Raw genomic sequence first — 21,600 nt, forward strand, 5'->3', positions numbered from 1 at the left:
TCAACTCCTGCCTGCATTTATTTTTGACTTCCTCCTCATTCAACTGTTTTTCCTGAGTTTATTTTTGGTGCCTTTGACTCAGTTTGATTATTTTTCAAACTTTCATGACTTGCTTTGTCTGTGTGTTTATTAAATGAGTTGTGTATTCATATTCGTTAGTTCTAAAGATTAATACTCTTTAGATTGCGAAAAGGTATCATTGTTTATATTTTGTATTGCTGATATAAGAATAGGTGTTTGCAGACTTATTTAAATGTATGGCTTATAGATTAGGTATTTTTATACTCGTTTTTGTATTTCTATAAATAATTAGAATAGTCATTTAATTTTTTAAATGTTAATCCGGCTATTTTTATTCGCTGGATTATTGATTGATTTTTTTACTACTATTATGCCCCGTTTTTATTTACCACCCAGTGTTTTAGTTTCAGATGCATTCTCTTTACCTGATACGGCTGCTCGCCATGTACAGGTGTTACGCTACCAGCCAGGTGAGGTAATTGAGCTTTTTGATGGGCTTGGAAAGGTCTATCAGGCTGAAATTATGTCAATGGGTAAGAAAAATGTGGATGTACTGATTCGTGAAAGTACAGATATTAATTTAGAGTCGCCATTAAATATTACGTTGATGCAATCCATATCAAGTAGTGATCGTATGGATTTAACTATTCAAAAGGCTGTGGAACTGGGCGTAACTGTGATTCAGCCTGTACTTACGGAACGCAGTAGCCAACGCTTAAGTGGTGAACGGGCAATGAAAAAACTTGAGCGCTGGCTGGATATTGCTATTGGTGCCTGTGAACAATGCGGCAGAACGGTAATACCTCAAATTCAACCGATATCGGGATTGTCAGATGCATTGTGTGCTCTGGGTGTGGATGATTTAAAACTGCTGATGAGTTTAAACCAGCCCCGAGCATTAAATCAGTTTACACAGCCACAGGCAGTAGTATTGCTGGTTGGTCCTGAAGGCGGATTAAGCCAGGCTGAAGAAGAGCTGGCAATTAATCATGGCTTTAATGCAATCAGCACAGGACCCAGAGTATTACGGACAGAAACAGCATCTTTAGCAGCTATTGCGGCAATGCAGTTGCTATGGGGAGACTTTCGCGGGTAAATTAGAAAAATCCGGAACTGATAATAAAACCAGCCAGTTTAGTCTGCTATCTGGCTGGTTTTGTATTAATATTCTTCTGGTATATAACGATAAGGATAATTTGGTTCCTGATAATCACCCTTATCCTGACGTTTTGGTAATTCGACCTTTTTCCGTGGTGTCTTTTTATACGGAATTTCACTCAATATATGTTTGATGATATTTAGACGCGCTTTCTTTTTGTCGTTAGAATCAACCACGTACCACGGTGCCCATGAGGTATCAGTCGCCATGATCATTTCATCACGAGCCCGGGAGTAGTCATACCAGCGGCTGTAGGATTTGATATCCATGGGAGAAAGCTTCCAGATTTTACGTGGGTCGTTAATTCGACCAAGCATGCGTCTATGCTGTTCTTCCATACTCACTTCAAGCCAGTATTTAAGCAAGATGATACCGGAATTAACTATAGCTTTTTCCATGAATGGAATAACTTCGAGAAATTCCTTACTTTCTTCTTCGGTACAGAATCCCATCACGCGTTCTACACCAGCACGGTTATACCAGCTACGGTCGAAAATAACGACTTCTCCAGCCGCAGGTAAATGAGGAATATAGCGCTGCATGTACATTTGTGACTTTTGGCGTTCACTTGGTGCCGGCAAGGCAATAGTTTGAAAAATACGAGGACTAACTCTCTCTGTGACAGCTTTAATTGCACCACCCTTACCTGCTCCGTCGCGACCTTCAAAAATAATACATACTTTTTGTCCGGAGGCTTTTACCCATTCTTGCAGGGCAACCATTTCACCCTGAAGTTTTTCCAGCTCTTTGTAGTATTTCTTTTGAGATAATTTTTTATGTTTGGTATTTTTATCTTGATTATGTTTGGTACTTTTATTCGGACAAGTGTTATTCTGGCTTTCTCCCTGCTCAGTATCAGGTATTTTGGTTTCAGATTGCTGCTGGTTTGCAGTCATAATACTTCCCCTATCTATTGTTATTAATAATTAAAGTAAATTTAATATTAACAGATTATTAATGTTAACAGTTGTTTGCAACATCAGTTACATGTTTTTACAATATTATTTACTGTTCTGTATACATGAATAAACTTAGTTATTGCAGATTTGCGGCAGCAGTGCGCTGTTCATCTTTTACTGTAAACCACCATACGATTAAACCGATGATAGCAAGAGCAACGCCAACCCACGCTGTACTTGCCCATCCCCAGCCGGCGGCAATGGTTAAACCGCCTAAATAGGGTCCTAAGGCATTGGCAGCATTAAAAGCACTATGGTTGAGTGCCGCAGCTAGTGTCTGAGCTTCTTTAGCTACATCCATTAAACGAATTTGTAATAATGTACCTACAGCACCGCTCATGCCGATTAATACAACCTGAATACATATCCAGTAAGGATGATGCACTGCAAAAGGATATAAGGCCAGCATAACAGCAGACCAGGCCAGTAAGCATGCTAATCCACCCATTACATGGCGACCGGCCATGCGTGGCACGATAATATTGCCAAGAGTCATGCCTACACCGTAAAGACACATCACTAGTGGTACGCTTTTAGGTGACATACCGGTAATATCTTCGAGTGTTGAAGCCATGTAAGCATATATGCCAAACATGCCGCCAAAACCAATGGCTCCTATAGCCAGTGTTAGCCATATTTGCCGGTTGGTCAGTGCACTAAGTTCACGCAGCGCATTGCTACCGCCTCCCTGCATACAATTTGCCGGTAAAAAAAGAGCTACCAGTATCACTGTTAAAGCAGCCAGTATGGCAACGATAAGAAAAACAACCCGCCAGCCTACTGCTTGAGCCAACCAGCTACTCAAAGGTACGCCGATGGTGGTAGCAATGGTTAAACCGATCATCATTAATCCTACAGCCTGAGTTCTCTTATCTGGAGGCACCATAGCTGCAGCAACCAGTGCACCAACACCAAAATAGGCACCATGCGGCAAGCCACTTAAAAAGCGAAATAACATCATACTGCGGTAATCTGGAGCCAGCATCGTGCCGAGATGTGTCAGAGAGAAAAATGCCATAAGCACCAGTAACAGGCTGCGCCTGCTAAAGCGTGCACCAAATATGGCAATAACCGGAGCGCCTAGGACAACACCCAGTGCATAAATGCTGATTAGATGCCCTGCTATAGGTTCGCTTATATTTAAACCACTGGCGATATAGGGCAAAACACTCATGGTGGCAAATTCTGTAGTGCCGATTGCAAAACCGCCAACAGCAAGAGCAAATAAAAGCCAGCGGGGATGAGGAATGCGATTAGGTTCTGTGTTCATAGTTGTGTGATTAGGCTGATCAATAGTAGCCAGTAATATTGTGTGTTTATTGTGATTTAAGTCTAACTGATTGAGAAATATTAGTAAAAATTGATTTTAGTTTTTTTGCATAAGTCTATTGCGGATCATTAAATATTGTTTAGTTTTGTGAATATAAAATTTTATTTGGTTAGGGTGCAATCTATATATTGTCAGTGAATTGCTAAGCCAATATGTTTTACACATTTTCTTTTTTTAAATTAAGTGCAAAGATAATTGAATATTGAGCAGATAATGGTTTTATCAGGTTATTAGGTTTTGTTTGTTACGGTTTTGATGCTTTAGCAGGATATAATAGTATTAATTATGTACTTTTTATTAAGATGTTTTATTTTAAATGAATGGAATAAATGATGAGTAAGCCTAGTGCTCAAATACTTGTAAATCGTCCTGATGATGCACAGTTACTGGCAGATGAAGCAAAGTACTGTTCGTTTGGTGATACGGTACATTATGTGAATCCGCCAAAAATCTTTGATGGCTGCGAAGGCAGCTATATGTACGATAAAAATGGTACGCCTTATCTGGACTTACAGATGTGGTATTCGGCCTGTAATTTTGGCTATGCAAATGAACGGCTGAATGCTGTGCTGAAGCAACAGGTTGATACATTACCGCAATGTGCCAGCCAGTATTTGCATCCTACTAAAATTGAGCTGGCTAAAACCATTGCTCTGGATATGAAACGTAAATTTGGTCATGATGGTCGTGTGCATTTCAATGTCGGTGGTTCTCAGTGTATTGAAGATTCATTGAAAATTATCCGTAATGCATCTGAAGGGCGTTCATTAATGTTTGCGTTTGAAGGTGGCTACCATGGACGTACTTTAGGTGCATCTTCGATTACATCCAGCTTCCGTTATCGCCGGCGTTATGGCCATTTTGGTGATCGCGCTATGTTTATTCCGTTTCCTTATCCGTTCCGCCGCCCTAAAGGAATGACGGCAGAAGAGTATGGCGAACATTTGGTGGCAGATTTTGCCCGCCTGTTTGAAACAGAATACCATGGTGTGTGGGATCCGAAAGCCGGACAAGCTGAATATGCAGCATTCTATGTGGAACCACTGCAAGGAACAGGCGGATATATTGTACCGCCACGCAACTACTTTAAAGGACTGAAAAAAGTTCTGGATCAATATGGTATTTTGCTGGTTGTTGATGAAATTCAGATGGGTTTTTATCGCACCGGTAAATTATGGTCAATTGAACACTTTGATGTAAAACCCGATATGCTGGTATTCGCTAAGGCACTGACCAATGGCATGAATCCGCTTGGTGGTCTGTGGGCGCGGGAAGAACTGATTAATCCTCAGGTATTTCCGGCTGGTTCTACTCATTCTACTTTTGCCTCAAATCCATTAGGAACAGCGGTAGGTCTGGAAGTATTCAAGATGATGGCCGAAACTGATTATGAAAAAATGGTTATGGAAAGTGGAGCGTATTTCCTTGAGGGCTTAAAAACACTGGAACAGCGCCATAAGGAAATAGGTGAAGTAGATGGTCTGGGGCTGGCATTACGTGCCGAAATCTGCACAGAAGACGGATTTACTCCGAATAAAGCTCTGGTAGATAAAATGGTGGATATTGGTATGTCCGGCGATCTGGACTGGCAGGGTCAGAAAATGGGGCTGGTACTGGATATTGGCGGTTATTACAAAAATGTCATTACTTTCGCGCCTTCATTACATATTACTAAACAGGAAATTGATCAGGGTATTGAATTGCTGGATCAATTGATTACACGTGCTAAAAAAGAGTTAACAGCTTAGGGCTGGTAATGGCAGCCGGCTGATATTCAGGCTGGCTGCCGTATTAGTAAATTATGAATTATCTGACTCAACTGGAACCGAATGAACTGGTCGACACTTTTCTGACCAGTCCGCCTCAGGATTTTACAGCATGGCAATTAACTAGCGGGGTACCGGCATTTGCTGCACGGTTTGATTTACTGACTACCGCAGAATCAGATTTTCAGCAAAAAATTCGCCATTGGCCGTTATTTAACTGGTGGCAGCAGTTTCTGAAACCTGAAACTTGTTTTATTGGTACTACTGTATCGGAATATGCGCTGTTTACTCAACAACAATCTGTGCAGCAGTTAGCTACGGAAATTAAACAGCATTATGGCAAAAAATATCCGCTGCTGATTGTGAAAGATATTCCTCAGCAATCACCATTACTGGATCATCAGGCAAATGAATATGCTGCATCGCTGATACAGGTATTGCAACAAGAAGGATTTATTGCAGTAGAAGGTCAGGCATTAGCCTGGGTATCGATAGATTTTAATGATATTGATGAATATCTAGGCCGTCTGTCTTATCAGCGGCGTAAAAACTTCCGGCGTAAATTAAAAACGCAATCGCTGGTAGAAATTGGTTGTCTGCATAGTGGTGATGCCTATTTTCAGAATGAGGCCGTTTTAGATGAGTACTATCGGTTATATTTGAATGTTTATAATCAAAGTGAAATCCATTTTGATTTATTAACCAAAGATTTTTTTGTGCGCCTGTTACAGGACAGCAGCAATCAGGCCAGAATTTTTACCTACCATTATCAGCAAGAACTAATTGGTTACAATATCTGTTTTGTTCTGAACGGTATGCTGGTAGATAAATATATCGGTTTTGTTTACCCTCAGGCACGGGAACTGAATCTGTATTATCTGAGCTGGTTTTACAATCTAAATTATGCCAAAGAGCATGGGCTTAAAGTTTATGTCGCCGGCTGGACGGATCCGCAAGTTAAAGCATCTTTAGGTGCACAATTTACTTTTACCAAACATATGGTGTATGTCCGCAATCCTGTTTTAAGAAAGCTACTGGCAAAAATCAGTACTCGTTTCGAACAGGATAAAATCTGGCAGGAAAATAGCAATCAGCCTACTCAGGATAGTAAAAAACATGAATAAAACGGTAATTCTGGATTTTGACCACAGTACAGGATCTATACCAGATGCAGTAAGAATTGAACTTGGTCAATGGCAGGAAGTTATTCGTTTTGGTTGCTCTCAGACCAGTTTTAAGAAATTACAGGCTGAACTAAATCAGCAATTACCCGAACATTATGGTACGGTATTAACCGGCAGTGGCGACTATCATCATATTTCACTATTGTTGATTAACCGTTTACAGCAATTTTTTAGTGCCTCCAATCCGATACAAGTTATTATTTTTGATAATCATCCGGATAATATGCGTTATCTGTTCGGAATTCACTGTGGTTCGTGGGTCAGCTATGTGGCGCAATTACCTTTTGTCAGCCATGTACATGTATTAGGTATTACTTCAAATGATATAGGGGTGGCACACAGCTGGGAAAACCGGCTGGCGCCATTATTTCAGGGTAAATTAACTTACTGGTGTATGGATGTACGGGTTGGCTGGGCAAGAACAATTGGTCTGAAACAGGCTTTTCGGGCATTCTCCTCACCAGAAGAACTGGTAAGCGCCTTTATCCAGACTCAGCAACAAACTAATGAACCTGTATATATCTCGATAGACAAAGATGTTCTGGGTAAAGACGTAGTACAAACCAACTGGGATCAGGGGCGCATGCAACTGGAACACTTATTAACTGTGATTAACGCTATGAATCAGCGGATTATTGGCAGCGATATTACTGGTGAAGTATCTCAGTGGGAATATACCAGCCTGCTAAAACGCTTACTGAGTGCAATGGACAAACAGGAACCTATTCCGGCTACTACACTGACTACATGGCAAGAAAAACATCATGCTGTTAATCAACAATTGCTTGCCGCTCTGGCTCAGAATCAGCGCACAGCATCCTGAATAACTTCACATATCTGGGAAAATTGAGCATCAGTAAGCCACAGGCTGTTGGTAATAGTGAACATACGTGCAGCAAAGTCTTCTGCATTCGGCATGGATGAAGCAGGTAAAATCGGCTGCAAATAATCGTATTGAGACAGTGGGTGAATAAATAACCGTGTTACCCCCAGCGGACTAGTCCATAGCTGTTTTAATACAGCATCGCGATGTTGGCCTGTAGGCAATAACACCATTAGAAAAGGCCATATACCCCGCCCATGCTGATCGACGATCACGTCTATTCCAGAAATACTCTGCAATTGTTCACTACGCTGGTAGGCCTGCTTTTGCAAAGCATCTAAAAATGCCGGTAAACGCAGGAAAGCATTAGCAGCTACATGCTGGCGCCAGCGACTAACCCGATGCATTGGAATATCAAAATCAAAATCATCTCCAACGGCTGCAATCCATTGCTGCCGGCGCAATGCCTTTCTCCTGCCTTGCCCATAAACAAAATGTAAACCAGCAGGATTATACAAAGCAGTGTATCCAAATAATTCCAGGGTTCTCAGCAACTCCCATTTGCACCGGCGTGGCAATAATTTTTCGGACATACCTTGTAAATTACTGCGTAATTGCATATCACTGGCGGTTAACAAACCGCCTTCATACATAGTTAGCCCTTTACCGGCTGCCAGACTGAACAGCACAATATCGCCATGCTGCCCTACTTCTGCACCCAATGCCTGCGCTGCATCCTCTATCACACTAATCTGATAGGACTGAGCCAGCTGTTTAACGGTACTGACATCTGTCACCCGGCCGCCCAAGTGTGTAGGTATCACTGCCAATACCTGCTCATTTAACAGAGTACTTAACTGAGCGATATCCATATCGATACTACCGGGTTTTAAATCACATAACTGTAACTGTAAACCACAATGATGAACGGCCAGCGCAACCAGCGGACAGGTATATGCCGGTACAATTACGATTTTACGCTGTGGCTGTTGCTGTGCCAGTGTTGTTAACGCAATAATCAGTGCTGCTGTACCTGAACAGGTAAGCTGTACGGGCGGCAGATGCAATTGTTCGCTGACTCTGCTCGTAAGTGACTGACCAGCCGGCCACCAGTCAGACCACTTTAGCGGTAATCCGGCAGTGGGCGGGTTCTCATAGTAGTATGACATATATAATACTAATCTTCTGAACCGGAAAAGTTAACACGGCTCATCATCTTTACTATGTTTCTCGGTTTCCATGATCTCTTTTTCAGCCAGTGCTAAAAAGATAATACCAGCCACAATAAATATCGCGCCGAGAATACGAATGTTTGTGATGTGCTCATGAAACAGAAAAGCTGAAACCAGCATTACTGTAACCACTTCCAGATGCGATGCAGCAAATGCCGGACCAACTGGTGCTTTTTTCAACAACATCATCCAAGTAAAAAAAGCGCCAATATAACCGGCAATGGCAATATATACCCACGGCTGAGTAAATACGCGGGAAATCCAGTCCCAATCCGCAGCAAGTGGCTGCGCATGAATAGCAGTTAATTTAAAACTACTCTGCCCCAATGTATCAAACAATAATAAGAGCGCAAAACCAACTATATAAAATTTACGCATTATGACGCTCCTACCAGTACTACTCCGATGGTAATACAAAACATACCGGCTAACCGGAAACGGGTAAGCTTTTCCTGAAACAAAACCCGTCCTACCAGCATCAGCACGATAATGTTAATTGAGCCAAGTAAAATACCCTGTGACAATGGTACCTGACTTAAAAATGCCAGCCAAAGCAAAAATTCAGCGACATAGGAACCAATCCCAATCCACAACCAGTAATTACTGAACAGATCAATCCAGTAATACCAGCCATTGCGGTTATCTGGCGCAATGGCTGCATATTTAAATGCTATTTGCCCGAGCGTATCAAAACAGATATTGGCAAACCATAAAATGAATACAAGCATCGTCATATAATATTTCCTTTGCTGCGAGATAGATATTCACTTACGCTGTTTGCGCTATATGCTCGAAAAAGGCAACTGATTCATTGATTACTTCGCGCCGCTGGCGATCAATGGTAATCAGGTGATAGCTTTCATCCAGAACAATAAATTTTGTTACTCCGCTGACATACTTTTCTACCAGACGCGCATTAGTTTTGATATTGGCAATATCATCATGACCGGAATGCATAATCAGACAGGGAGCTGTAACCTGTGGCAATTGTCGCCGCACTATTTTGGCCAGTGCCTGCATTTCTGCCAGCACCGGAAACGGATTACCGGCCAGACCGGCACTGGCACTATCGCCACTGAACATGCTGGCAGCAACAGTTGCACGAATACGTTCATCTTTCAGCCCATACGGTGGTTTCTCTATAAATGAGGTTTTCTGAAATAAATGAAATTTTTTAAAAAACGGTAATAGCACAAAAGATTGTTTTGCCCAGAATGGAATAGACCAGCCATCATAGCTGAATGTTACACCATAGACACCCACACCCTTTACTAGCTCAGGCTGATCGGCCGCCAGTTTCAATGCCAGCAGCGCACCCATCGATAATCCTGCTACAAACAGACAATCGACTTTTTGTTTTAGAAATTGCGCAGCCTCCTGCACACTGGCATACCAATCATGCCAGGTAGTCTGACATAAATCAGCTTCATCACCGCAATGGCCGGCCAACTGCATGGCATAGACAGTAAAACCTGCCTGATGCAGCCCTTTGGCCAGAATACGCATTTCATTGGGTGTACCGGTAAGACCATGTACCAGCAGAACACCATTGCGATTACCGGGTAAAAAATAGGAAGAGTCTTGAATCATAATTATAAATCAGGTATTAATGCCTTATGCTGGAATCAGGCAGCTATTCTCGGTCGGAGCTTTCAGCAACTCCGGCAAAATAGCAGTAACATCACCAAAATTCTTGATTGGATAATACGCAATCCGCTGTTGCTGACAAAAATCAATTAATTTATCTTTGGCAAATACCATATCTACTTTATCTGCCACACAAAAATCCGATGTACCATCACCAACATAAAAAATCTTTTGAAAACCAGTCAGTTTCCGGCGGTGCTGACATTTACAATTACCACTGGCCTTAAGGCAGTGATCATTGGCATAAGGAAAATCCAGTGCCCAGTCTTGCTGTTGATTATGCAATAAGCGATTGGCAAAAACCGGTAAAAAGTTCAGATTATACCGCTTAAGGATGGACTGAATGGCATAGTCCAGTCCATCACTGACAATATGTACATTTAAATTTCTGCTTTGTGCAAAGCTGATAAACTCACTAAAAGCAGGATCAATTTTAATTTGTGCCAGCACACTGTCCAACTCAGCCTTACTGGCCTGCATATTAGCAATCTGCTGATACATGCATTCCCGCGAACCAATAATACCTTCCTGCCACTGCTGCTCAAATAAGGCACATTTCTCATTACCAAAATGATTCAGTAAGGTATCAGTAACATCTTTTTCACTGATGGTTCCGTCAAAGTCACACAATACTGAATACTGAGTCAAATCGTTAGCATAAAAAAGTGACTGATGATTTTGCGGGCTTTCCGCAACGGGGAAGAAACAACTCATATTGTTCCATATAAAAATTACAAATGAAAACAGGCTGGCATTGTAACAAGGAAAATGAAAGATAATGCAAGATGCTTGAATATCTTAGTGTGTAAAGGCTAAACGTAAATAATTTCACTAAATTTTAGCCAATTACCCTAACATGATAATTGGCTAAATATGGCTGATAGATCGGAGATTAAGGGTACTAAATATATATTCTATCAATAGAATAATACCCGTTCACTTTGAACACTAATTTCAGTTTAATATAAAATAAACGAAAATACATGTCAGAAATGTATCTTATACTTTGCTGAAACTCAGATTACCTGTCTGCTATACCAAGCCGCCAAATCTGTCCACAACAGAACTAATCTATACAGATAGCTGATATGTCTAGATATTTTAACCGAATAATTGATCTATTTTAAAACATTTCCACCAGAAATTAAACTGACTGGATTTAAGCATACTTAATGCAATATCAATATTGGAAAGAAGTAAGCTAATAATTGTTATTTTTTCACAATAATTTAAATTATATAGATAATTTATTTAAATCAAATGGCATAAAATAATCAGAACGGATTCTCAGCAAAGGCTATTCAGAAACAAACAATTGTTTATCCGATATTTATTATTCTGATAAATATCGGATAATAAGCATAACTGCTATTTTTAGCAGCAGAGAATTTTGATATCTATGCTTATAGAGAGCAATAGATAAAACTATAAAATAAAAGTGCGGATATATCCGCACTTTTATTCGATTCATTTCATCAGCAATAAATTTTTTACCAATATATTATTCGCTGTTTCAATTAGTGAATTTCTTTGAATGAATTGATTAGGTAAGTTGAGTCCTGTGTAACATCATCCAGATCATGACCCGGGTTCATTACTAAATCTCCTATCTGCACAGCTTGAGATGCATTAATAATAAGAGCTGAAGACAAATTATCACTTACCCGATAAATCAGTGCCAGACCAACTTCCTCTGCCGGAATACTCAGATATTTAACCACACTGCGTGATTTCTTAGGCTCATTAGATAAATCAGCCTTAAGCTGGCGACTTTTTTTATACAGGCTAACTACGGTACCTTTATCAACTCCGTCATTAGTACCTAAATTCAAAGTAATTGTCTGATAAGGACCTGCTTCCTGAATACCGTCCATTACAGAAACAATTTTACCTTTAATCTGAGTAGTGGGCCCATGAGGCATCATTTGGAACGGATCATGCTCATCTGTAATTTTTAACAGATAATCACCCTTATTAATTTCTGACGCTGAATTGGTAATAACCATTGGCTGAGCTGTACGCGTAGGAACCTTAATCAGTGGTGTCTTACGGGTATAATACTCATCTTCGGGTAAGCTGGCCGCATCCTTTGGACTGCGTTCAGCCAGAGCAGTGTTCTGTCCGGCCAGTGTTGCTGCTTCACCACTAAAGCGTACCAGCTGTCCCAGGTATTTATGGGTATCAGGATCAGTAATATTCTGTTCTATACGGTAAATCAGATAGCGACCAGGCTCTAACTGACGATCCGCATAGATACGGTCACCTGTAGAATAAATAACCCGGTTATCCGGTCCGGCAATCAGACGTGGTGCCTCTCTGGTTTGTTCTTTACTAATTACTTGCGGGTGCTGCATAAACATACGGAAAAAATCGACATCTATGGTACTGATGCCATAACCAGAAGACAGATTACGTATTTGTGGCTGCAGTTTAATGGTTGGAATACCTCCGCTGTTATCAAAACCCAGACGCGGCTGCCCGTTAACATAGCGCAGACTTAAAACCTGTCCCGGATAAATTTTTTGCGGATTCCGAATCTGATCCCGGTTAGAACCCCACAGTTGCGGCCATTGCCAGGGGCTGTAAAGATACTTACCGGATATGCTCCACAAAGTATCACCACTTTTCACTACATATTGTGCCGGTGCATCCGGACGTAATTTTAATTTGGCCATTACCGGTGCAGATATTGCCATACTTAGTGCACACAGCAGAGTTATAATATGTTTATGCATGTAAGGTATCCTTAGGGAGTTTGCTATTTTAAATGATTGTGATATGACATAGTATGGATATTAGTATCAGTTTACCTGAATCCATATCAACAATCTTTAAAAAATCCATATTGCCATCATGTACTCAGGTCAGATTGATTGAACAAGGAATTAAACACATAATGGCTCTCTTAAACATTTTACAATATCCTGATGAGCGTTTACATACTGTTGCGCAACCTGTTACAAAATTTGATGACAGAATTCGCACGCTGGTACAGGATATGGCGGAAACTATGTATCAGGCACGCGGTATCGGACTGGCGGCAACTCAGGTTGATGTGCATGAACGTGTAGTAGTAATGGATCTGTCTGAAGAACGTAATCAGCTGCGTGTATTTATTAATCCGGTTATTACTTACAGAGAAGGTGATACCGAGTACGAAGAAGGCTGTTTATCTGTTCCCGGTATTTACGAGATGGTGCACCGCTCTGAGCGCATTACCGTTGAAGCCTATGATGAACATGGTGAAAAATTTACACTGGAAGCAGACGGATTACTAGCCATCTGTATTCAGCATGAACTGGATCACCTTGCCGGCAAGGTATTTGTAGAATATCTGTCGCCACTGAAACAGAACCGTATCAAAACTAAGCTTAAAAAACGCGCACGCGAAAGAATGTAACAAAACCTGTTGTCGGAATTTTTTATTGGCATAGCGATAGCTGTTATGCCTGTTGTGGATTTATTGCATGAAGCCTTCTGTTATTTTCGCCGGAACCCCTGATTTTGCTGCGGCTGCACTCAATGCTATTGTTGCAGCCGGTTTTAACGTGCCTCTGGTACTAACCCAGCCAGACCGCCCTAGCGGCCGCGGGTTAAAGTTACAACCCAGTGCAGTTAAAAAAGCAGCACTGACACACGGCCTTACCGTAATGCAGCCAACTACATTAAAAACGGCCGAAATTCAGGCGATATTGGAAAATCAGCAGGCTGATGTCATGGTTGTAGCTGCTTACGGGCTATTACTGCCACAGGCAGTGCTTAATATTCCCAGATACGGCTGTCTCAATATTCATGCGTCGCTGTTGCCGCGCTGGCGTGGTGCCGCACCGATTCAGCGTGCAATTGAAGCCGGCGATCACGAAACCGGGGTATGTATCATGCAAATGGATGCCGGTCTGGATACCGGTTCAGTAATCAGCTGTCATAAATATACTATTAAAACAGACGATACAGCGAGTGAAGTACATGATGCATTAATGCAGCTGGGTGCTGATGCAATTGTTGCTGATTTACAACAAATTAACCAGCTACAGCCAATTCCACAAAGTGAAACAGGTGTTACTTATGCTCATAAATTAAGCAAAGCTGAAGCACAAATTAACTGGACCCGACCTGCTGCAGAAATTGTACGAAAAATTCGTGCTTTCAATCCAGTACCCGGAGCATGGACTGTCTGGCAGGATAAACCGCTTAAAATCCGGCGCGCTAAGGTAGTTTCATATACAGGCATACCGGGAATGGTTTTACACAGTAATGAACATGAACTGATTGTAGCCTGTGGCAAAAACTCCATCAGTATTGAAGAAATTCAGAAAGCGGGTAGCAAAGCCATGTCTGTAGCCTCATTCCAAGCCGGTAATATCTTGCAACAGGGTACATTACTCGCTTCAGCGGAGACTGATGCATGAGTATGGCTCGCGCCCAGCAACTGGCAGCAAATATCATCGGCGAAGTACTAAACGGATGTAATCTCAATGAAATTCTGATTCAGGTAATACAGCAACATTCTGAACTGTCAGCCTCTGACAGAGCTGCCTTGCAAGATCTTACTCATGGTAGCCTGCGTTATTTAGGTCTGTTGCAACAACTTGTACAGCAAATGACCACAGCTTCACCACCGGCAGATATTCGCCATCTTCTTATCATTGCTTTATACCAATTACATTTTACTCGCAATGCACATCATGCCGTCGTGAATGAAGCTGTGAATCATGCACGCCGATTGCACGGTGGTCGTTACCAGAAACTGGTTAATGCTCTGTTACGGCGCTTTCTACGCGAGCATGAGGACTTATTAGCCAATGCACTTAAACAGGATACAGCCCGTTTCAATCTGCCTGCATGGTGGTTAAACTATCTTAAAAAGCATTATCCTCAGCATTGGCATAATATGGTTACAGCAATGGCTCAGCATCCGCCTATGACATTGCGAGTTAATCGTCGCTATACTGATGCTGAGCAATATCAAACCAAACTGGCCGCAGCCGGTATACCAGCCAGAATTCTCGATACACACAGCATTATGCTGCAACAGGCAGTAGCCGTATCAAAGCTACCGGATTTCGCTTCAGGACATGTGTCTGTACAGGATTTTGGGGCTCAGCAAGCCATTCCTTTGCTCAATCCGCAATCCGGTGAGCGCATTCTGGATGCATGTGCTGCACCGGGTGGTAAAACAGGACATATGCTTGAATGGGCAGACTGCGATGTAACCGCACTGGATATAGATTCGCAGCGTCTTGAGCGCGTACAGGAGAATCTGCAACGCCTGCATCAGCAGGCACATTTGCATTGTGCCGACGCAAAAGATCTGCACTCATGGTATGATGGCAACACTTTTGATGCCATTCTTGCTGATGTTCCCTGTACAGCTTCAGGTGTAGTAAAACGTCATCCTGACATCAAATGGTTACGTCAGCCTCAGGACGGACAAAAAACTGCACTACAGCAGGAAGCTTTACTGGATAATCTGTGGCTTACTTTAAAATCAGGTGGGCGCCTGCTTCTGGCCACCTGTTCGATTTTTACAGAAGAAAACCAGCAACAAGTAACCCGTTTTTTAACCCGACATGCGGATGCCCGCGAGCGTCTCTCACGTATTTTATTACCGAACAGCAGACAAGATGGCTTTTTTTACGCGCTTATCGATAAAATCTAGTCTACTTTTTACCTGTCTCCTCTGCCTGAGCATTACTGCAGCACTGGCCGAAGGCATAAGCACCACCCGTGCTCAGGCTAATATTACCAGTAATGGTCAGCTTTCCATCAATACACGTTTTAATACCCAGCTGCCCGACCAACTGAAACAGGCTCTGACTCAAGGCGTACCATTAAATTTTGATCTGAACTATCAGTTAACAGCCCCCACGCTCGCTTCTTACCGTAATCGGATTAATAACCTGATTGGCGGTGATAACCTTATACAGTACAAACTCGCTTATCACCCGCTGACTAACCGCTACCGTGTCAGCATGGGTTCCACGTTCTCTACCGAATACAACAGCCTTGATACCGCACTTAGAGCCGTTGGTGCTGTAGCCAACTGGCGCGTCCTGAGCAATGGCACACTCAGTGGTGTCTCTGCGAATGAAGTGCGTGCTGATGTTCGCCTTAGTCTGAGTATCAGCCAGTTACCCAAGCCATTTCAGATTAATGCTCTCACTTCCCATAGCTGGCAATTGGATTCCGGCTGGCATCGTCTAGTCATTAACGCGGACTGACCACAATGAGACGGCTGATTCTGGTCATGGCAGTACTCTGTGTAGTGACCCTGTATGTTCTGGCTGTCGCTACCGGCAACACTAATGTTTTCTCAAAATATTTCTGGTTTGCTTTTGGATTTGCCTCACTACTGGTACTGGCACTGATGCTGATGGCCGGTTCTTATTGGTGGAAATTGCTGCAAAGCCGGCACAGACAGGAGTTCGGTTCCAAAATTGCATTGCGTCTGGCTTCCATGTTTACCCTGGTAGCTGTATTACCCGGTTTATTTCTGTTCGGAGTATCTGCACAGTTTATCTCGCACAGTATTCATTCGTGGTTTGGTAACGATACAGAAGAAGCACTAAACCGCAGTATCAGCCTGAGTAAATCTGCTCTGGATTATGAGCTGGACAACACAGTTCGCCGGGCGGCCAATATTCAGATAGCCCTGATTGCAGCCAATGGTCTGGAACAACCACTAGTACCCGTTCTAGAGAAAAATGGCAAAAGCAGACAGTTCAGTCAGTTAGATATTTATAATTTAAACAATAAACGGCTTGAAGCCGAATATAATCCTCAGCACCTGTCCACTCCTGAACTTAACCCGAATCTGATTCAGCAGTTGCATAATTCAGGCTCTGTCCGTGAGATTGAAAGTATCAATAATATTCTTTATGCACAGGGCTGGCTGCTTTTACCCGGACACAACAGCGATAAAGCCCTGTTTTTTCGCCAGCCAATTCCGGCTAAAGTAGCACGGGATGCAACTCTGATTGAAGCGGCACGGGCAAAATATGGGGAGCTGAGCTTTACTAAACAAAGTCTGCAAACCTTTTTTCTGGCTACATTACTAATGGCTACCCTGCTGTCCATTATTCTGGCTCTGCTGGTAGCGTTATATTTTGCCCGGCAATTTGTTGCTCCTATTCTTTCACTTGCCGATGGTGCCCGTGCAGTGGCCAAAGGTGATCTGGACGTACAACAAACTATTTATCGCAATGATGAGCTGGGAAAATTAACCGGTCTGTTTAATCACATGACAATACAGCTGCGCCATTCACGTGAACAACAGGAAGCGGCCAGACATTATCTGGAACATATACTCAACAGCCTGACCACTGGTGTAGTTACCCTCAATCCAGAAGGATGCCTGATTACCTTTAATCAAATGGCGGAGAACATCCTTGGCCAGAATCTGAATCCGATACTCGGGCAAAATATCAGCCAACTTACAGAACAAAGCCCGCAAACAGCAATGCTGGCTGATGTATTTCAACAGATACTGACTACAGAATATCAGAACAAACCGGCGCAAATTACCTATAATCACAAAGATGAGGCTCTGATATTACTAGGGAAGGCCACACCTCTGCCCGAAGACAGCGGTGGCGGTACTGTACTGGTGTTTGATGATGTTACAGCTCTGGTAAGTGCTCAGAAAGAAGCAGCATGGGGTGAAGTTGCCCAACGATTGGCACATGAAATCCGTAATCCCCTGACACCAATTCAACTATCCGCCGAACGGCTGGCGTGGAAGCTCAGTGATAAATTAAACGAAGCGGATAAACAAATTTTAAGCCGTGCTACTAATACCATTATCCGTCAGGTAGCAGCAATGAAAGATATGGTTGAGGCATTCCGCAATTATGCCCGTTCACCGGCATTAAAATTCACAAACCTTGATTTAAATGAACTAATACGCGAGGTTTTGGTACTTTATGAAGGTAGTAATTGTACATTTACAGTTAATTTGAGTAAGATAGTAATGAATGTTAACGCTGACAGCGGAGCTTTACGTCAGGTTATTCATAATCTGCTGAAAAATGCAGTAGAGGCAGCTGCAGCATCTGACTCTCCTGAAGTAAGCATACAAACTGAATTAAATAGCGAACATATTCTTTTCTACGTAAGTAATAATGGTAAAACATTTAGTCAGGAGATGTTATTACATGCATTTGACCCTTATGTAACAGACAAACCCGGTGGTACCGGACTGGGATTGCCGGTAGTAAAAAAAATCATTGAAGAACACGGCGGGCGGATCCAAATCAGTAATCAGAAAAACGGACTGGCTTGTGTCAAAATAACCTTACCATTACAGGTGAATAGAAATGCGAAGCAGTGATATTTTAATTGTTGATGATGAAATAGGTATCCGCGATTTATTATCGGAAATCTTGCAGGACGAAGGTTATACCGTCACCACAGCCGAAAATGCCGATACTGCCCGCCAGCTACGCCAGCAAACACGCCCTGCGATGGTATTACTGGATATCTGGATGCCTGACTGCGATGGGATTACCTTACTTAAAGAATGGGCAAAATCCGGGCAGTTAACTATGCCGGTAGTGATGATGAGCGGCCATGCCAGCATTGACACTGCCATAGAAGCCACAAAAATTGGCGCACTGGATTTTCTGGAAAAACCTATTTCCCTGCAAAAACTGCTTAGTACTGTAGACCGTGCTTTAAAATACGGGCAAATGCAGGCTGCTTCTAATCTGACACTGGATAAGCTCGGTCACAGCCCTGCAATTAAAGAATTAAATCAGCAACTGGAACGTATAGCTAAATTCAGTACTCCGGTATTACTAACCGGTGAACTGGGCTCTCCTTTTGAACTGGTAGCACGCTCATTTCATAAAAGCTCAACTCCCTGGGTAGAACCCTCCAAAGTAGAACAAATCGTTGACGCTCCTATTGAATTATTGCAGAAAGCCACAGGTGGCATACTTTATCTGGGCGATATAGCCCAGTATGGTAAAAGTACCCAGCAAAGTATCGGTTTCATTCTGACTAAAGCAGACCGCTACAACGCACGCATTATCTGCGTTTGCAGCAGATCAATTAAAGAAATGATTACCGATCCGTTACAGGATAACAAGCTGCTTAATACCTTGTCATCACTAATTGTTGCCATTCCTCCGTTGCGTTCGCAACTGGATGATATGGTATTTCTGGTGGAACAAATAACAACCGAACTGGCAGAAAGCCAGAAAATTCCGCCAGTAAAATTCACTACTGCTGCCTTGAATGAATTGCGTCAGTACGACTGGCCGGGTAATCTGGAACAGTTGCGCAGTGTTGTTAAAAGCCTGATGCTCACAGCAGAAAATAACGAAATTGACGTTAATGTTGTCAGTACTATTCTGAATCAGTTCAAACATAACCAGCCTCATGAAACCATGAACGGCTTCAATTTTGATCTGCCTCTGCGTGAACTGAGAGAGGATCTGGAACGACGCTATTTCGAATACCACATAGCTCAGGAAGGACATAACATGAGTAAAGTGGCTCAGAAAGTAGGGCTGGAACGAACTCATCTTTATCGCAAACTTAAACAGCTTGGTATTCAGTTTTCGCGCCGGCAAGCTGAAAAATAAATCAGATAAACCGGATAATAAATTCTCTGCAAATTTTATTATGAATTTTATTCATATTATTTAGCGGATTTTTCAAAGAAAATCTGCAATAAAACATTGATTGAGCATGTCTGAAACGTTATGGTTAGATATCTAACCATAACCTACGGAGAAACTGTTTAATCATGAGTTTTACCCAGTTGAGCTTTGAATTTTTTCCGCCGCGTACTGAAGAGGGACGGCGCAAACTGGCCATCACCCGCAAACAGTTAAGCCAATATCAACCTGAATATTTTTCATGTACTTATGGTGCAGGTGGAACTACACGAGCCGGTACATTGCAAACAATTACCGATATTATGAATGATGGAGTAGCAGCCGCTCCTCATCTGGCCTGTATTGGCGCCAGCCGTGAAGAAATGATCAGCCTGCTCCAAACCTACAAAGACATGGGCATCCGTCATATTGTAGCCTTACGTGGTGACGTTCCGTCAGGCGTGGGCTTCGGACATCAGGGACTGCGCTATGCAAATGAGCTGGTTGCTCTTATCCGCCAGGAGTTTGGTGACTGGTTTCATATTGAAATTGCTGCCTATCCGGAGTTTCACCCTCAATCACGCAGCGCTGAAGATGATATCAATCATTTTGTACGTAAATGTCAGGCTGGTGCCGACTCAGCAATTACCCAATATTTTTTCAATGCAGACAGTTATTTCTGGTTTGTGGACGAAGTACAGGGCAGAGGAATAGATATTCCCATTATTCCCGGCATCATGCCTATTGCCAGCTTTTCCAAATTGGCACGCTTTTCAGAAACCTGTGGCGCAGAGATTCCGCGCTGGTTACGCCTAAAACTTCAGTCTTATGCAGATGATACAGCATCAATTAAAGCACTTGGGCTGGATGTAGTAACTGAAATGTGCGACCATTTGCTTCAGCAGGGAGCACCCAGCCTGCATTTTTATACCCTGAATCAGGCCGGACTTGTATCAACTATCTGTCAGCGATTAGGTTACTAAAACTGAATAATAAATAAAATTAAAATATAAATTTTTTAATACAGTAAAAATGAAATAAGCCCTTATCGTCTTAATGATAAGGGCTGTAAAATCTGATTACTTTTTTATCAGCGAAATTATATGACTGTCTAATTTAAATTAATCACAGCAAAATAATTAATAGCTAATGAGTTAACAACTGATTAAGAAACTGCTGAGCTCTTTCATGTTGCGGACGCTGGAAAAATTCTTCCGGAGTAGCCTCTTCAACAATTTCACCATGATCAATAAATACTACCCGATCAGCTACTTCACGGGCAAAACCCATCTCATGCGTGACCACCATCATTGTCATACCACTAAGCGCCAGATCTTTCATAACTTTCAGCACTTCACCTATCATTTCCGGATCCAGGGCAGAAGTCGGCTCATCAAACAGCATTACTCTTGGTTCCATAGCCAGACCGCGGGCAATCGCAACCCGCTGTTGCTGACCGCCCGACAACTGCTGCGGAAAAGCATCGCACTTATGCGCCAGCCCTACTTTAGCCAGCAGTTCCTTAGCTTTGGCTTCAGCCTGCGCGCGACTTTCTTTTTTCACCTTCATCGGTGACAAAATAATATTTTCCAGAACTGTAAGATGCGGATATAAATTAAAATGCTGAAATACAAAACCAACCTCAGTTCGTACCCGATTTAAATCAGCTTTCGGATCAGCAACATTAATTCCGTCAACCCAGATTTCACCCTGCTGGATTTTTTCCAGCTGATTTACAGTACGAATCAGCGTAGATTTACCGCTGCCAGAAGGACCGCATACCACTACCACCTCCCCCTGACTAACAGTCAGATTCACACCATTAATAACATGCAAATCTTTAAACCATTTATGGACATTCTTAAATTCAATCATGT

Annotated in this window: 20 protein-coding genes; 11 read left to right on the forward strand and 9 right to left on the reverse strand. The window is 42.3% G+C overall.

Annotated elements, in window-relative coordinates:
- The first annotated feature begins 391 nt into the window (after positions 1-391).
- Positions 392-1,117, forward strand: coding sequence for a 16S rRNA (uracil(1498)-N(3))-methyltransferase (locus H3T75_RS09910; RefSeq protein ID WP_198211635.1), 726 nt, complete (start codon positions 392-394; stop codon positions 1,115-1,117).
- A 65-nt stretch (positions 1,118-1,182) separates the two neighbouring features.
- On the opposite strand, the gene ppk2 is transcribed toward H3T75_RS09910, so the two are convergent.
- Both ppk2 and H3T75_RS09920 read right to left on the reverse strand, forming a co-directional pair.
- Positions 1,183-2,076 carry a polyphosphate kinase 2 gene (gene ppk2, locus H3T75_RS09915; RefSeq protein WP_025329815.1) on the reverse strand — a complete coding sequence of 298 codons (894 nt, stop codon included), beginning with the start codon at positions 2,074-2,076 and terminating at the stop codon, positions 1,183-1,185.
- Between the two features lie 139 nt (positions 2,077-2,215).
- On the reverse strand, positions 2,216-3,409 hold the full coding sequence (locus H3T75_RS09920; protein WP_198211636.1) for an MFS transporter: 1,194 nt from the start codon (positions 3,407-3,409) through the stop codon (positions 2,216-2,218).
- 392 nt (positions 3,410-3,801) lie between these two features.
- Here H3T75_RS09920 and H3T75_RS09925 point away from each other — a divergent pair, with 392 nt between their 5' ends.
- From H3T75_RS09925 to H3T75_RS09935, 3 genes are read left to right on the forward strand one after another with little or no spacing between them, the layout of a single operon-like run.
- Positions 3,802-5,217, forward strand: coding sequence for an aspartate aminotransferase family protein (locus H3T75_RS09925; RefSeq protein WP_025329813.1), 1,416 nt, complete (start codon positions 3,802-3,804; stop codon positions 5,215-5,217).
- Positions 5,218-5,270: 53 nt separating this feature from the next.
- Positions 5,271-6,359, forward strand: a complete 1,089-nt coding sequence (locus H3T75_RS09930) for a GNAT family N-acetyltransferase (RefSeq protein WP_198211637.1) — start codon at positions 5,271-5,273, stop codon at positions 6,357-6,359.
- Complete coding sequence (locus H3T75_RS09935) at positions 6,352-7,242, forward strand: arginase family protein (RefSeq protein WP_037475171.1); 891 nt, start codon at positions 6,352-6,354, stop codon at positions 7,240-7,242. Before H3T75_RS09930 ends, H3T75_RS09935 begins: the two co-directional genes overlap by 8 nt.
- Here H3T75_RS09935 and H3T75_RS09940 read toward each other — a convergent pair.
- The 6 genes from H3T75_RS09940 to H3T75_RS09965 all read right to left on the reverse strand — a co-directional run bounded on the left by H3T75_RS09940 (position 7,224) and on the right by H3T75_RS09965 (position 12,856).
- On the reverse strand, positions 7,224-8,411 hold the full coding sequence (locus H3T75_RS09940; protein ID WP_198211638.1) for a DegT/DnrJ/EryC1/StrS family aminotransferase: 1,188 nt from the start codon (positions 8,409-8,411) through the stop codon (positions 7,224-7,226). The genes H3T75_RS09935 and H3T75_RS09940 overlap by 19 nt on opposite strands.
- A 30-nt stretch (positions 8,412-8,441) precedes the next feature.
- Positions 8,442-8,852, reverse strand: coding sequence for a multidrug efflux SMR transporter (locus H3T75_RS09945; RefSeq protein ID WP_174829681.1), 411 nt, complete (start codon positions 8,850-8,852; stop codon positions 8,442-8,444).
- Entirely contained in the window at positions 8,852-9,208 is a 357-nt protein-coding gene (locus H3T75_RS09950) for an EamA family transporter (RefSeq protein ID WP_037392850.1), read from the reverse strand. The genes H3T75_RS09945 and H3T75_RS09950 overlap by 1 nt, the downstream gene beginning before the upstream one ends.
- A gap of 34 nt (positions 9,209-9,242) precedes the next feature.
- Positions 9,243-10,064, reverse strand: coding sequence for a carboxylesterase (locus H3T75_RS09955; protein ID WP_198211639.1), 822 nt, complete (start codon positions 10,062-10,064; stop codon positions 9,243-9,245).
- Between the two features lie 24 nt (positions 10,065-10,088).
- Positions 10,089-10,835 carry an MtnX-like HAD-IB family phosphatase gene (locus H3T75_RS09960; RefSeq protein WP_198211640.1) on the reverse strand — a complete coding sequence of 249 codons (747 nt, stop codon included), beginning with the start codon at positions 10,833-10,835 and terminating at the stop codon, positions 10,089-10,091.
- A gap of 803 nt (positions 10,836-11,638) precedes the next feature.
- Positions 11,639-12,856: a LysM peptidoglycan-binding domain-containing protein gene (locus H3T75_RS09965; RefSeq protein WP_198211641.1), complete on the reverse strand. Its 1,218-nt coding sequence runs from the start codon at positions 12,854-12,856 to the stop codon at positions 11,639-11,641.
- A 161-nt stretch (positions 12,857-13,017) separates the two neighbouring features.
- Here H3T75_RS09965 and def point away from each other — a divergent pair, with 161 nt between their 5' ends.
- From def to metF, 7 genes are all read left to right on the forward strand, one after another.
- Complete coding sequence (gene def / locus H3T75_RS09970) at positions 13,018-13,521, forward strand: peptide deformylase (RefSeq protein WP_025329805.1); 504 nt, start codon at positions 13,018-13,020, stop codon at positions 13,519-13,521.
- A gap of 67 nt (positions 13,522-13,588) precedes the next feature.
- Complete coding sequence (gene fmt / locus H3T75_RS09975) at positions 13,589-14,530, forward strand: methionyl-tRNA formyltransferase (RefSeq protein ID WP_198211642.1); 942 nt, start codon at positions 13,589-13,591, stop codon at positions 14,528-14,530.
- The gene (gene rsmB, locus H3T75_RS09980) at positions 14,527-15,780 is read left to right on the forward strand and encodes a 16S rRNA (cytosine(967)-C(5))-methyltransferase RsmB (RefSeq protein WP_198211643.1); all 1,254 of its coding nucleotides are present in this window, start codon (positions 14,527-14,529) and stop codon (positions 15,778-15,780) included. The genes fmt and rsmB overlap by 4 nt, the downstream gene beginning before the upstream one ends.
- Entirely contained in the window at positions 15,746-16,342 is a 597-nt protein-coding gene (locus H3T75_RS09985) for a DUF4390 domain-containing protein (protein ID WP_084547518.1), read from the forward strand. The genes rsmB and H3T75_RS09985 overlap by 35 nt, the downstream gene beginning before the upstream one ends.
- Positions 16,343-16,347: 5 nt before the next feature.
- Complete coding sequence (locus tag H3T75_RS09990) at positions 16,348-18,450, forward strand: PAS domain-containing sensor histidine kinase (RefSeq protein ID WP_198211644.1); 2,103 nt, start codon at positions 16,348-16,350, stop codon at positions 18,448-18,450.
- Positions 18,437-19,708: a sigma-54 dependent transcriptional regulator gene (locus tag H3T75_RS09995; RefSeq protein ID WP_025329800.1), complete on the forward strand. Its 1,272-nt coding sequence runs from the start codon at positions 18,437-18,439 to the stop codon at positions 19,706-19,708. The genes H3T75_RS09990 and H3T75_RS09995 overlap by 14 nt, the downstream gene beginning before the upstream one ends.
- Before the next feature lie 164 nt (positions 19,709-19,872).
- Positions 19,873-20,706 carry a methylenetetrahydrofolate reductase [NAD(P)H] gene (gene metF / locus H3T75_RS10000; protein WP_025329799.1) on the forward strand — a complete coding sequence of 278 codons (834 nt, stop codon included), beginning with the start codon at positions 19,873-19,875 and terminating at the stop codon, positions 20,704-20,706.
- 163 nt (positions 20,707-20,869) lie between these two features.
- On the opposite strand, the gene H3T75_RS10005 is transcribed toward metF, so the two are convergent.
- Positions 20,870-21,598 (reverse strand): amino acid ABC transporter ATP-binding protein, encoded by a 729-nt coding sequence (locus H3T75_RS10005; RefSeq protein WP_025329798.1) that lies wholly within the window; start codon positions 21,596-21,598, stop codon positions 20,870-20,872.
- Positions 21,599-21,600 lie beyond the last annotated feature (2 nt).

This window comes from Snodgrassella sp. W8135, from assembly GCF_016101225.1.
GTDB lineage: Bacteria > Pseudomonadota > Gammaproteobacteria > Burkholderiales > Neisseriaceae > Snodgrassella > Snodgrassella alvi.